This is a genomic window from Pseudomonas sp. PDM26, assembly GCF_019219185.1.
Classification (GTDB): domain Bacteria; phylum Pseudomonadota; class Gammaproteobacteria; order Pseudomonadales; family Pseudomonadaceae; genus Aquipseudomonas.
On the sequence record NZ_JAHUWC010000001.1, the window covers coordinates 213,101 to 226,028 of the forward strand.

The window sequence follows — 12,928 nt, forward strand, 5'->3', positions numbered from 1 at the left end:
CCACACGAAAGTCCGCGCAACCCGACAGCGAGGTGTCCGCCGGCCACAGTCTTCGCTATAATCCGCGACCTGCCCACGCCGCAGGCTCGCCGAGCACACGTTTAGTCCGGTCCGGGCCGCCATTATCCCGGTCTACACAGGGCCTGAAAGGATCGCGCAATGTTTGAAAACTTAACCGACCGTCTCTCGCAGACGCTGCGCCATGTCACCGGCAAGGCCAAGCTGACTGAAGACAACATCAAAGACACCCTGCGCGAAGTGCGCATGGCGTTGCTCGAAGCCGACGTCGCCCTGCCGGTGGTCAAGGACTTCGTCAATTCGGTCAAGGAACGTGCCGTCGGTACCGAGGTGTCGCGCAGCCTGACGCCGGGCCAGGCCTTCGTGAAGATCGTCCAGGCCGAACTTGAAAGCCTGATGGGCGCGGCCAACGAAGACTTGAACCTGAGCGCCGTGCCGCCAGCGGTCATCCTGATGGCCGGTTTGCAGGGCGCTGGTAAAACCACCACCGCCGGCAAACTCGCGCGCTTCCTTAAAGAGCGCAAGAAAAAGTCGGTCATGGTCGTGTCCGCCGACGTTTACCGTCCCGCGGCGATCAAGCAGCTGGAAATGCTCGCCGGTGAAGTCGGCGTTACCTTCTTCCCGTCCGACCTGAGCCAGAAGCCGGTCGAGATCGCGCAAGCGGCTATCAAGGAAGCGAAACTCAAATTCATCGACGTGGTCATCGTCGATACCGCCGGTCGCCTGCACATCGATGAAGAGATGATGGGCGAGATCAAGGCCCTGCATGCCGCGATCAACCCGGTCGAAACCCTGTTCGTGGTCGACGCCATGACTGGTCAGGACGCCGCCAACACGGCCAAGGCCTTTGGCGATGCTCTGCCGCTGACCGGTGTGATCCTGACCAAGGTCGACGGCGACGCCCGTGGCGGTGCCGCTCTGTCGGTGCGTGCGATCACCGGCAAGCCGATCAAGTTCATCGGTATGGGCGAAAAGAGCGAAGCGCTCGATCCGTTCCATCCTGAGCGTATCGCCTCGCGCATCCTCGGCATGGGTGATGTGCTCAGCCTGATCGAGCAGGCGGAAGCGACCCTCGACAAGGACAAGGCCGACAAACTGGCCAAGAAACTGAAGAAGGGCAAGGGCTTCGATCTCGAAGACTTCCGCGATCAGTTGCAACAAATGAAAAACATGGGCGGCCTCGGCGGCCTGATGGACAAGCTGCCGAACATGGGCGGCGTGAACCTGGCGCAGATGGGCAACGCCCAGGGCGCGGCAGAGAAACAATTCAAGCAGATGGAAGCCATCATCAACTCCATGACCCCGGCCGAGCGCCGCGACCCTGAGATGATCAGCGGTTCGCGCAAGCGCCGGATCGCCATGGGCTCCGGCACCCAGGTGCAGGACATCGGCCGCTTGATCAAGCAGCACAAGCAGATGCAGAAGATGATGAAGAAATTCTCCGCGAAAGGCGGAATGGCCAAGATGATGCGCGGCATGGGCGGTATGTTGCCCGGCGGCGGCATGCCGAAAATGTAAAAAATTGGCGCTGGTCGTCGCACCGGCGCTAACCCACACGGACGTGGGATACACAGCAAACCCGCACTTGGCGGGAGCTGATCGGCCGTTTTCAACGACGGCTCTATAGCAAATCTGCATGGCGGCCGATAGACCGCTGGAAAAAGTCATTTGCAAAAGTCCGGATATTCCTTAGAATATGCGGCCTTTCGGGCACCCATGCCCGCTGTGCCTTTAGATTTGCAGCACCGACTACAGGAACGATGTTCACATGCTAACAATCCGTCTTGCCCTTGGCGGCTCCAAAAAGCGCCCGTTTTACCACTTGACCGTAACCGACAGCCGCAACCCGCGCGACGGTTCGCACAAGGAACAGGTTGGCTACTTCAACCCTGTTGCTCGTGGTCAGGAAGTTCGTCTGTCCGTGAACCAAGAGCGCGTAGCCTACTGGCTGAGCGTTGGTGCACAACCTTCTGAGCGCGTTGCTCAGTTGTTGAAGGAAACTGCTAAGGCTGCGGCCTGAGCGATATGAACGCGACGCCAGCCATTGCTGATGATTTGATCGTTATCGGCAAGATTTATTCTGTTCACGGCGTTCGCGGCGAAGTGAAGGTGTACTCCTTTACTGATCCGATCAAGAACCTGCTGGATTACAAAACCTGGACGCTCAAGCGTGACGGCAATGTAAAGCAGGTAGAGCTGGTCAGCGGACGCGGGAACGACAAGTTCCTGGTCGCAAAGCTCAAGGATCTCGATGATCGCGAAGAAGCTCGTCTTCTGGCCGGTTATGAGATCTGCGTGCCGCGCAACCTGTTCCCTGAACTCACCGACGGCGAGTACTACTGGTACCAGCTGGAAGGTCTCAAGGTCATCGACACTCTCGGGCAACTGTTCGGGAAAATCGATCACCTGCTGGAGACCGGCTCGAACGATGTCATGGTGGTCAAGCCTTGCGCTGGCAGCCTGGATGATCGCGAACGCCTGTTGCCCTATACCGAGCAATGCGTGTTGGCCATCGACCTGGCAGCAGGCGAGATGAAGGTGGATTGGGACGCGGATTTCTAACGTGGCTAACTTGCGCGTAGAAGTGATCAGTCTGTTTCCCGAGATGTTCTCTGCCATCAGCGAGTACGGCATCACCAGTCGTGCGGTGAAACAGGGGCTCTTGCAGCTCACCTGTTGGAATCCGCGAGACTACACGACGGATCGACATCACACTGTGGACGATCGCCCGTTTGGCGGTGGTCCGGGCATGGTGATGAAGATCAAGCCCCTGGAAGATGCTCTGGTTCAGGCCAAGGCAGCAGCCGGGGAGGCGGCGAAGGTGATTTACCTGTCCCCCCAAGGCCGTCAACTGACTCAGTCGGCGGTACGCGAGTTGGCGAATCTGGATGCATTGATCCTGATTGCCGGCCGCTATGAAGGCATTGACGAGCGTTTTATTGATGCTCATGTCGATGAAGAGTGGTCGATTGGCGACTATGTACTGTCTGGCGGCGAGCTGCCGGCGATGGTCCTGATCGATGCGGTTACACGACTGCTGCCTGGAGCTTTAGGGCATGCGGACTCCGCCGAGGAAGATTCCTTTACGGATGGTTTGCTGGATTGCCCGCACTACACCCGACCGGAGGTGTATGCGGATCAGCGTGTTCCCGACGTATTGCTAAGTGGCAATCACGCGCACATCCGGCGTTGGCGTTTACAGCAGTCCCTTGGTCGGACCTATGAACGACGCGCCGATCTTCTGGAAAGCCGCTCGCTTTCTGGAGAAGAGAAGAAGCTGCTCGAGGAATACATCCGCGAGCGGGACGATAGTTAACAACGTATCGATGGTAGATCAGACGATTTACCTTAGGAGCACAGCATGACTAACAAAATCATCCTTGCACTCGAAGCAGAGCAGATGACCAAAGAGATCCCTACCTTTGCCCCGGGCGACACCATTGTCGTTCAGGTGAAAGTGAAGGAAGGCGACCGTTCGCGTCTGCAAGCGTTCGAAGGTGTTGTTATCGCCAAGCGTAACCGCGGCGTAAACAGTGCATTCACCGTTCGTAAAATCTCCAACGGTGTTGGCGTAGAGCGTACTTTCCAGACCTACTCCCCGCAAATCGACAGCATGGCTGTCAAGCGTCGCGGTGACGTACGTAAAGCCAAGCTGTACTACCTGCGCGACCTGTCGGGTAAAGCAGCTCGCATCAAGGAAAAACTGGCTTAAGTCCAGCTTCCGATGCAAAAAAAAGCAGCCTGCGGGCTGCTTTTTTGTTGCCCGCGATTTATCTTCCCAGGCCGTATTGCCGGTCTTGCCTGAGCCTTTATGCCTGCCATTGATCATCCCCTGATTGACCAGTTTCTCGACGCTCTTTGGCTGGAGAAAGGTCTCTCCGATAACACTCGAGACGCCTATCGCAGTGACCTCGCGCTGTTCAACGGTTGGTTGCAGGAGAATGGGCTGGAGTTGATCAGCGCCGGGCGCGAGTTGATCCTTGATCATCTGGCCTGGCGTCTGGAGCAAAACTACAAGCCCCGTTCCACTGCGCGATTTCTCTCGGGTGTGCGTGGCTTTTATCGCTACTTGCTACGGGAAAAGTTGATTGCAGTCGATCCGACGTTACGCGTCGATATGCCGCAGCTCGGACGACCGTTGCCGAAATCCCTGTCGGAAGCAGACGTGGAAGCGCTGCTGAAGGCGCCGGATCTGAGCGAAGCCATCGGTCAGCGCGACCGCGCCATGCTCGAAGTGCTTTACGCTTGCGGCTTGCGGGTGACCGAGCTGATCAGCCTCACCCTGGAACAGGTCAATTTGCGCCAGGGTGTGTTGCGAGTGATGGGTAAGGGCAGCAAGGAGCGACTGGTGCCAATGGGCGAGGAGGCGATTGTCTGGGTCGAGCGCTACATGCGTGATGCGCGCAGTGAACTGCTGGGTGGGCGTCCCAGCGATGTGTTGTTTCCCAGTCAGCGTGGCGAGCAGATGACCCGCCAGACCTTCTGGCACCGAATCAAGCATCAGGCCAAGGTGGCGGGGATCGGCAAGTCGCTGTCGCCGCACACCTTGCGTCATGCCTTCGCCACGCACCTGCTCAACCACGGTGCAGACCTGCGGGTGGTGCAGATGCTGTTGGGGCACAGCGACTTGTCGACGACCCAGATTTATACCCATGTCGCCAGGGCGCGCCTGCAGGATTTGCATGCCAAACATCACCCACGGGGTTAGTGGGCAGCTTTTGTGGCGAGGGAGCTTGCTCCCGCTGGGTTGCGCAGCAACCCTAAGGTTTTCCTGATTGCGACTGCTTCGCAGCCGAACGGGAGCAAGCTCCCTCGCCACAGGAATAATTGTTGTTCGCCTGCACCGAGATGTCTTGCGACAGGTGCATTCGGCCCTGCGGACCTTATGTGATAGGCTGGACCGGTTTGCACGATGGGCGGTTATGACCCGGTGTTTCGGCACGGGCGTTCTGATCGTCCCATATGTTCGCCTTCAGGAGTTCTCATGCGTCTGACCCAGATTTTCGCCGCCGCAGCCATTGCGTTGGTCAGCACCTTTGCCGTCGCCGATGACGCGGCAGACAAAGCCATTCGTAAAAGCCTGGAAAATCTCCAGCTCGAAGTGCCAGTGGAAAGCATCACCGCCAGCCCGTTGCCCGGCCTGTACGAAGTCAAGCTCAAAGGCAGTCGCGTGCTGTATGCCAGTGCCGACGGCCAGTACGTGGTTCAGGGCTACCTGTTCGATCTCAAGGACGGCAAGCCGGTCAACCTGACCGAGAAGACCGAGCGCCTGGGGATCTCCAAGCTGATCAACGACATCCCGGTTGCCGAAACCGTTGTCTACCCGGCCATTGGCGAAACCAAGTCGCACATCACCGTATTCACCGACACCACCTGCCCGTACTGCCACAAACTGCATGCCGAAGTGCCTGAGCTGAACAAGCGCGGCATCGAAGTGCGTTACGTCGCGTTCCCGCGCCAGGGCCTGGGCTCGCCGGGTGACGAACAGCTGCAAGCGGTGTGGTGCTCGAAAGACAAGAAAGCGGCCATGGACAAAATGGTCGACGGCAAGGAAATCAAGGCCGCCAAGTGCGATAACCCGGTTTCCAAACAATTCGCCCTCGGCCAGTCGATCGGCGTGAACGGCACACCGGCCATCGTTTTGGCCGACGGTCAGGTCATTCCGGGCTACCAGCCTGCGCCACAAGTCGCCAAACTGGCACTGGGCGCGAAGTAATTCGCATCGTCACGGCAAGCCTTGACGATCATGGTCCGGTAGCGACATTCGCCGGGCCATCAATAGAGAGCCGCGAGTCTGCGGTTGTTTTCACGGCCGGCCTCGAGTCGGCCGTTTTATGGGGAGTTCACAGTGAATCCGGTCAAAGTAGGCATCTGTGGGTTAGGGACCGTCGGTGGCGGTACCTTCAACGTACTTCAGCGCAACGCCGAGGAAATTGCTCGTCGTGCCGGGCGTGGGATCGAAGTGGCACAAATCGCCATGCGCACGCCAAAGCCTCAGTTCCAAACGACCGGTATTGCGATTACCAACGATGTCTTCGAAGTGGCCACGAACCCTGAGATCGACATCGTCATAGAGCTGATGGGCGGCTACACCGTTGCCCGCGAGCTGGTACTCAAGGCCATCGAGAATGGCAAGCATGTGGTCACCGCGAACAAGGCACTTATCGCCGTTCACGGTAATGAAATTTTCGCCAAGGCTCGCGAGAAGGGCGTGATCGTTGCGTTCGAAGCGGCGGTGGCCGGTGGCATCCCTGTGATCAAGGCGATCCGCGAAGGCCTGTCGGCCAACCGCATCAACTGGGTAGCCGGCATCATCAACGGCACCGGCAACTTCATCCTGACGGAAATGCGCGAGAAGGGTCGCACCTTCGAAGACGTATTGGCCGAAGCCCAGGCACTGGGTTACGCCGAAGCCGATCCGACCTTCGACGTCGAGGGTATCGACGCCGCTCACAAGCTGACGATCCTGGCGTCCATCGCGTTCGGTATCCCGCTGCAATTCGACAAGGCCTACACCGAAGGCATCACCAAGCTGACCACCGCCGACGTCAACTACGCCGAAGCGCTGGGTTACCGCATCAAGCACCTGGGCGTGGCGCGCAGCACCGCGGCCGGTATCGAACTGCGCGTGCACCCGACGCTGATCCCGGCTGATCGCCTGATCGCCAACGTCAACGGCGTAATGAACGCGGTGATGGTCAATGGCGATGCCGCCGGTTCGACCCTGTTCTACGGCGCTGGCGCCGGCATGGAACCGACCGCTTCGTCGGTGATCGCCGACCTGGTGGACGTGGTCCGCGCCATGACTTCCGACCCGGAAAACCGCGTACCGCACCTGGCGTTCCAGCCGGATTCGCTGTCGGCTCACCCGATCCTGCCGATCGAAGCCTGCGAAAGCGCCTACTACCTGCGTATTCAGGCCAAGGACCATCCGGGCGTACTGGCTCAGGTCGCGAGCATCCTCTCGGAGCGCGGCATCAACATCGAGTCGATCATGCAGAAGGAAGCCGAGGAGCACGACGGCCTGGTGCCGATGATCCTGCTGACCCACCGCGTGCTGGAACAGCACATCAACGATGCCATCGCTGCATTGGAAGCCTTGGCGGGTGTGGTCGGTCCGGTTGTACGGATCCGTGTCGAGCACCTGAACTAAGCCGATATCGTTGACCGGGCTCGCTTGCGGGCCCGGCACTACGAACACTGTCCATTGGAGTCAGTCATGCGTTACATCAGTACCCGCGGCCAGGCACCGGCCCTGAATTTCGAAGACGTCCTGCTGGCAGGTCTTGCCACCGACGGCGGTCTGTACGTCCCGGAAAACCTGCCACGATTCACCCAGGAAGAAATCGCTTCCTGGGCCGGCCTGCCGTATCACGAACTGGCTTTTCGCGTCATGCGCCCGTTCGTCACCGGCAGCATTCCGGATGCCGATTTCAAAAAGATCCTCGAAGAAACCTACGGCGTATTTGCCCACAGCGCCGTTGCGCCGCTGCGTCAGCTGAACGGCAATGAATGGGTGCTGGAGCTGTTCCACGGCCCGACTCTGGCGTTCAAGGACTTCGCCCTGCAACTGCTCGGTCGTTTGCTCGACTACGTGCTGGAAAAGCGCGGCGAGCGCGTGGTGATCGTCGGTGCCACCTCCGGTGACACCGGCTCGGCCGCCATCGAAGGCTGCAAGCATTGCGAAAACGTCGACATCTTCATCCTGCACCCGCACAACCGGGTGTCCGAAGTGCAGCGTCGGCAGATGACCACCATCTTCGGTGAGAACATCCACAACATCGCCATCGAAGGCAACTTCGATGACTGCCAGGAAATGGTCAAGGCGAGCTTCGCCGACCAGGGCTTCCTCAAGGGCACGCGCCTGGTGGCGGTGAATTCGATCAACTGGGCGCGGATCATGGCCCAGATCGTTTACTACTTCCACGCATCCCTGCAACTGGGCGGCCCGGCACGTTCGGTGTCGTTCTCGGTGCCGACCGGCAACTTCGGCGACATTTTCGCCGGTTACCTGGCGCGCAACATGGGCCTGCCGATCAACCAGTTGATCGTCGCCACCAACCGCAACGACATCCTGCACCGCTTCATGAGCGGCAACCAGTACGTCAAGGAAACCCTGCACGCCACGCTGTCGCCGTCCATGGACATCATGGTGTCGTCGAACTTCGAGCGCTTGCTGTTCGACCTGCATGGTCGCAACGGCGCGGCCATCGCCGGGCTGATGGATTCGTTCAAGCAGGGCGGCGGTTTCAGCGTCGAGCAAGAGCGCTGGACCGAAGCCCGCAAGTTGTTCGACTCGCTGGCCGTGGATGACGCGCAAACCTGCGAAACCATCGCCGAAGTCTACGAGCAGACTGGCGAAGTGCTGGATCCACACACGGCCATCGGCGTGAAAGCTGCGCGGGAATGCCGTCGCAGCCTGGACATTCCAATGGTGATCCTGGGCACTGCCCACCCGGTCAAATTCCCGGATGCCGTGGAAAAAGCCGGCGTAGGAAAAGAGCTCGAGTTGCCTGCACATCTTTCTGATTTGTTTGAACGAGACGAACGTTGCACCGTATTGCCAAATGACCTGAAGGCCGTGCAGGCCTTTGTCAGTCAGCATGGCAATCGCGGCAAGCCGCTGTAACCGGTCAGCGCTGTAACATTTTGAAGCCCGTCTCATGACGGGCTTTTTCATTTCTGCATGCACACTTGTCGTGTTATCGCCGCGAAGGGACAGGCGAATGGATCACCAAGGAAGTGGGAATGCTGTTTACAAGTGTGTTCAAGCCAGTTGCACGCTGGCTGTTTTTATTCGGCATGCTGGGAATCGCCGAATGGGGAGGGGCGAACCCTGCATCGATTCCGGAACGCGGGATGTCTGCCCCCCGCTCAAAGGTCGTGCTGAATGACCAGGAGTTGCAATGGATGGCCAGCCATCCACGGGTCGTGGTCACGGCACTGGAATATCCGTTGTACCTGTTCAAGGATGAACATGGTCAATGGACGGGCTTGAACAGTGACCTGCTCAAACGCATCAGTGACATGACGGGGTTGCAGTTCGTTTACGAACAGTCTTTTTCCACCGAACAGATGCTGGCCCATCTGGAAAGCGGAGCGGCGCATTTGAGTACGACCTTGGCGATGAATGACGAACGCAAGGTATTTCTCGATTTCAGCCATGCGTTCGGCGGTGCCGGATGGGTCTTTGTCGGGCAGGCTGGGACGCCGCCGGTGCAGTCGCTGGAGGATATGGCGAAGCGGGTACTGGTGCTGCCGACCCGGCATGCACTGGAAGCGGTGATCCGCCGTGATTATCCGTCCATCGAATTGCGTTCGGTCAAAACCTACGCCGAAGCCCGTGCCTGGGTTGAAAGCGACGAAGCCTGCGTCACCATCGAAAACGAAATCGGCGCCCAGCATTTTCCGTCGGGTCGGCTGCAGATCGGGGCTGTGGTGCCGGGCAAATGGGATGCGGATTATCTGACGTTGCGCAAAGGTCAGCCGCAGTTGCTGAGTATCCTCAACAAGGCGCTTGAGGCGTTTCCTGCGCAGGAGCTGCGCGACCTTCGCCTGAAGTGGTTCGGCGGCGCTACCGTGCCACAGCCGCCTGGTCTTTGGCAGCGGATTGACCAGTGGGTCTGCTGGGGCATGTTTGTGCTCAGCCTGTTCGGCCTGTTGTCCCTGCTCTGGAATCGGCGGTTGGCGGTGGTGGTCAGGCAACGGGTCGAGGCCCAAAGCAGTCTGCGCGATCAGCTCGCCTTCCAGCATGCCTTGATGGATGCCATGCCTGACCCGATGTTTGTCCGAGATCTGCAAGGGCGCTTGATCATGTGCAACAAAAGTTATGAGGACGCTTTGTCGACACGTTTTGACCGGATGCAGGGGCGGCAGTTGATCGAGGTCGACGTCATGCCCAGGCAAACCGCGGAACTGCTGCACGCCGAGTTTCTGGCGCAGTTGAGTACGCGCAGGACGCGCTTCTTCGAGCGTCAATTGATGTTCAAGGACGGCGTCAGGGATATTTACCAGTGGACGGTGCCGTTTTACACGGCGGATGGCCAGCTACGAGGATTGTTGGGGGGCTGGGCCGACATCGCCCGACGTACCCGACAGACGTGATGGTTGCGTTTTTTCTCTGTCATGTTCGACGTGCATGCTCTCTTGACTGGGCTGCAGGTTCGCTTGCGGTCAGTATCCAGAACTTTCTTCTCGGGTCAGCGGTCATCTTTTTCAGGCATGCCCCAGGCACGTTGTTTCGGACTATTGAGTGGTGATCGGGATGGAAAGTATCAGTTTGTTGCTCGGTGAGGCGCTGAGCCCGTATCAGGTCACGTTGACCCCGTCAGGCATTCGTGGCGAATGCCGGGTAACCCTGAAGAATGCTATCGGCGCGACGGTGGTCGAGCACGAGTTCAATCAGGTCCAGTTGGATGACAAACGGCTACTGACGGATGTGGTCGACGGTTTGCATCGCGACGTGCTGATCGCTGAAGGACGCCTTGAGCCTTGTGTCATCGCGGCATTGCGTAATGCGGCGCAGGACAAGCTTCTGGCCAGCCGCAATTGAAGGGATTTTTGTGGGAACCTTCCCGCGCCCAGGTCAGTCAGACTCTATAACAGCAGGATCAAGCATTGTGCTCCGGTGCTTGTAGCTTGCTGCTACTGGTCTCCAGGTAGACCACGTTTAACCCCGGGTCGTCTCCCCACTTCCCGGGGTTTCTTTTTGCCCGGGATTTGTCAGGGTTGCGCCAGATTGTCAAAAAACGCCTTGGTGTCTTTCAGGTAATCGCTGCGACTCTCCGGATCCAGCCAGGCGGCGTAGGCCTCGTCAAGGCGTTCACGGGGAAGGGTGCGCAGCACCTGGTTGATCTCGACAATGGCCCGCCGGCCCTCTGGCGTGTCGGTGCAGCCGATGTAACCGGACAAGTATTTGCCCGTGCCACGAATTGGATAGAACTGCAATTCATCTTCGGCAATGCCTTGCAGTGAGGCCTGGTAGCGAATTTCCGGGCGATAACCCAGCAGCAGACGCAAGCGTCCCAGGCGCTGCATTTGCAGCAGGCTGCCCAAGGCGTCATTGCCGTAATGAGCGGTCAGCGCGTCGGCTGGTGCTTGCTTGAGCAGTCCGTCGAGGTATTCGCCGTAATTGCGCTCGGCAATAATCCCCAGTTTTTCGCTGCCGCTGGCAAGCAGCGCCGCCAGGTCCACTTCGCCGTCCTTGATAAAGGGCGCCAACACTTTCTGGTCGACGCGCCGCACGGCCAGGCCATTGCTCATGGCGCGGAAGACCGGGATGGAAAAGGCGATCCACTTTTCCCGTTCCTTGCTCCAGTTCAGCGCCGCGTCGCAAACGAGGGACGGTTCGTGGAGCATTTGCAATCCACGCGCGCGATTGACCCTCATCACGTTGTGCTGGTACTGCGGCATGCCGGCAATCAACAGTGGAAGCAGTTGATCGATAACGCCCTGTCCTTTTTTCGGGCCGTCGAAGATCGTCAGCGGCGGCAGGTCGCGCTTGAGCCAGATCAGGGTTTCCCTGGTTTGCGCCAGGGCTGATGGAACCGTTTCAAGGAGCAAGAGCAAAATCGCCAGCATGCACAGCAACTGCCCGCCGCGCGACGGGCAGCATCGAGGCAGGCGCCTCAGTTTAGATGGCTCCGTCTTTGCGCAACTCTGCGATCTGCGTCGCGTCATAGCCAAGTTCCTGGAGTACCTGTGCGTTGTGCTCACCCAGTTGTGGCCCGACCCATTCACATTCACCGGGTGTCTCTGAGAGTTTCGGCACAATGCCCGGCATCTTGAAGTCTTTGCCATCCGGCAGCTTGGCCTGCAGGAACATTTCCCGCGCCAGGTACTGAGGGTCATTGAACATGTCTTCGGCGCTGAAGATCCGGCTGGCCGGCACCTCGGCCTGATTGAGCCGCGCCAGCACCGTGTCCAGCGGCAACGAGTTGACCCAGCGATCGATGACGCCATAAATCTCGTCGCGTCGGGCATCGCGGCCATCGTTGCTGGCCAGCAGAGGATCGTTGGCCAGGTCTTCCCGGTCAATGATGAGCATGAAGCGTTTGAAAATCGCGTCGCCATTGGCGCCGATCTGCACGTGCTTGCCATCGGCGCTGGTGTGGATCGAGGACGGGGTGATGCCCGGCATGATGTTGCCCGTGCGTTCGCGAATGAAGCCGAACACGTCGAACTCAGGGACCATGCTTTCCATCATCGCGAAGATGGCTTCATACAGCGCCACGTCCACCACTTGCCCCTGGCCGCCGTTGACTTCGCGATGGCGCAAGGCCATTAGCGCGCCGATCACGCCCCAGAGCGCGGCAATCGAGTCGCCGATGGAAATGCCGGTGCGCACCGGTGGCCGGTCTTCGAAGCCGGTGATGTAGCGCAGACCGCCCATGGATTCACCAACCGCACCAAAGCCGGGCTGATCTTTCATCGGACCGGTCTGGCCGAAACCCGACAGCCGCACCATGACCAGCTTCGGGTTCAAGGCGTGCAGGACGTCCCAGCCCAGGCCGAGTTTTTCCAGGACGCCGGGACGAAAGTTTTCGATCAGAATGTCCGCTTCACCCAGCAGCTGTTTCAGGATCGCCTGACCGTCGGGGTGCTTGAGATTGAGGGTCAGGGACTTTTTATTGCGGGCCTGGACGAACCACCACAACGAAGTGCCTTCATACAACTTGCGCCACTTACGTAATGGATCACCGCCGTCCGGAGACTCGACCTTGATCACATCGGCACCGAATTCAGCGCAAATGCGCGAAGCAAACGGGCCGGCAATCAAGGTACCCAATTCGATGACTTTCAGACCGGAAAGCGGTTTGGCGGTGAGCGGCATGCGGGATCCTGCAGGACAAGGGATGAGCGATTAGAGCGTTTTAACATAGCCGACTGTCAGGCGCTTCAGGTTGATCAT

General features: G+C 59.0%; 13 protein-coding genes. 11 read left to right on the top strand and 2 right to left on the bottom strand.

Annotation, left to right across the window (positions count from 1 at the left end; genetic code table 11):
• The first annotated feature begins 159 nt into the window (after positions 1–159).
• The 11 genes from ffh (at position 160) to KW849_RS01050 (ending at position 10,570) form a co-directional block, all read left to right on the top strand.
• Positions 160–1,536, top strand: coding sequence for a signal recognition particle protein (ffh, locus tag KW849_RS01000; RefSeq protein ID WP_056726162.1), 1,377 nt, complete (start codon positions 160–162; stop codon positions 1,534–1,536).
• A gap of 250 nt (positions 1,537–1,786) precedes the next feature.
• Positions 1,787–2,038: a 30S ribosomal protein S16 gene (rpsP, locus tag KW849_RS01005; RefSeq protein WP_108214983.1), complete on the top strand. Its 252-nt coding sequence runs from the start codon at positions 1,787–1,789 to the stop codon at positions 2,036–2,038.
• A gap of 5 nt (positions 2,039–2,043) precedes the next feature.
• On the top strand, positions 2,044–2,580 hold the full coding sequence (gene rimM, locus KW849_RS01010; RefSeq protein WP_046041991.1) for a ribosome maturation factor RimM: 537 nt from the start codon (positions 2,044–2,046) through the stop codon (positions 2,578–2,580).
• A 1-nt stretch (position 2,581) separates the two neighbouring features.
• Positions 2,582–3,334 (top strand): tRNA (guanosine(37)-N1)-methyltransferase TrmD, encoded by a 753-nt coding sequence (gene trmD / locus KW849_RS01015; protein ID WP_007941398.1) that lies wholly within the window; start codon positions 2,582–2,584, stop codon positions 3,332–3,334.
• A gap of 45 nt (positions 3,335–3,379) precedes the next feature.
• On the top strand, positions 3,380–3,730 hold the full coding sequence (rplS, locus tag KW849_RS01020) for a 50S ribosomal protein L19 (RefSeq protein WP_003175895.1): 351 nt from the start codon (positions 3,380–3,382) through the stop codon (positions 3,728–3,730).
• A gap of 99 nt (positions 3,731–3,829) precedes the next feature.
• Positions 3,830–4,726, top strand: coding sequence for a site-specific tyrosine recombinase XerD (xerD, locus tag KW849_RS01025; RefSeq protein WP_218426874.1), 897 nt, complete (start codon positions 3,830–3,832; stop codon positions 4,724–4,726).
• 276 nt (positions 4,727–5,002) lie between these two features.
• Positions 5,003–5,734, top strand: a complete 732-nt coding sequence (gene dsbC / locus KW849_RS01030) for a bifunctional protein-disulfide isomerase/oxidoreductase DsbC (protein ID WP_007990033.1) — start codon at positions 5,003–5,005, stop codon at positions 5,732–5,734.
• 132 nt (positions 5,735–5,866) lie between these two features.
• Positions 5,867–7,171 carry a homoserine dehydrogenase gene (locus KW849_RS01035; protein ID WP_108214986.1) on the top strand — a complete coding sequence of 435 codons (1,305 nt, stop codon included), beginning with the start codon at positions 5,867–5,869 and terminating at the stop codon, positions 7,169–7,171.
• A gap of 66 nt (positions 7,172–7,237) precedes the next feature.
• Complete coding sequence (gene thrC, locus KW849_RS01040; RefSeq protein ID WP_218426876.1) at positions 7,238–8,647, top strand: threonine synthase; 1,410 nt, start codon at positions 7,238–7,240, stop codon at positions 8,645–8,647.
• Positions 8,648–8,766: 119 nt separating this feature from the next.
• Positions 8,767–10,122, top strand: coding sequence for a transporter substrate-binding domain-containing protein (locus tag KW849_RS01045; protein WP_218426878.1), 1,356 nt, complete (start codon positions 8,767–8,769; stop codon positions 10,120–10,122).
• A gap of 160 nt (positions 10,123–10,282) precedes the next feature.
• Complete coding sequence (locus KW849_RS01050; RefSeq protein WP_218426880.1) at positions 10,283–10,570, top strand: DUF3509 domain-containing protein; 288 nt, start codon at positions 10,283–10,285, stop codon at positions 10,568–10,570.
• A 170-nt stretch (positions 10,571–10,740) separates the two neighbouring features.
• Here KW849_RS01050 and KW849_RS01055 read toward each other — a convergent pair whose 3' ends face one another.
• Both KW849_RS01055 and KW849_RS01060 read right to left on the bottom strand, forming a co-directional pair.
• Positions 10,741–11,697 (bottom strand): TIGR02285 family protein, encoded by a 957-nt coding sequence (locus KW849_RS01055; RefSeq protein ID WP_218426882.1) that lies wholly within the window; start codon positions 11,695–11,697, stop codon positions 10,741–10,743.
• Positions 11,651–12,850: a CaiB/BaiF CoA-transferase family protein gene (locus tag KW849_RS01060; RefSeq protein WP_218426885.1), complete on the bottom strand. Its 1,200-nt coding sequence runs from the start codon at positions 12,848–12,850 to the stop codon at positions 11,651–11,653. Before KW849_RS01060 ends, KW849_RS01055 begins: the two co-directional genes overlap by 47 nt.
• Positions 12,851–12,928: the final 78 nt, after the last annotated feature.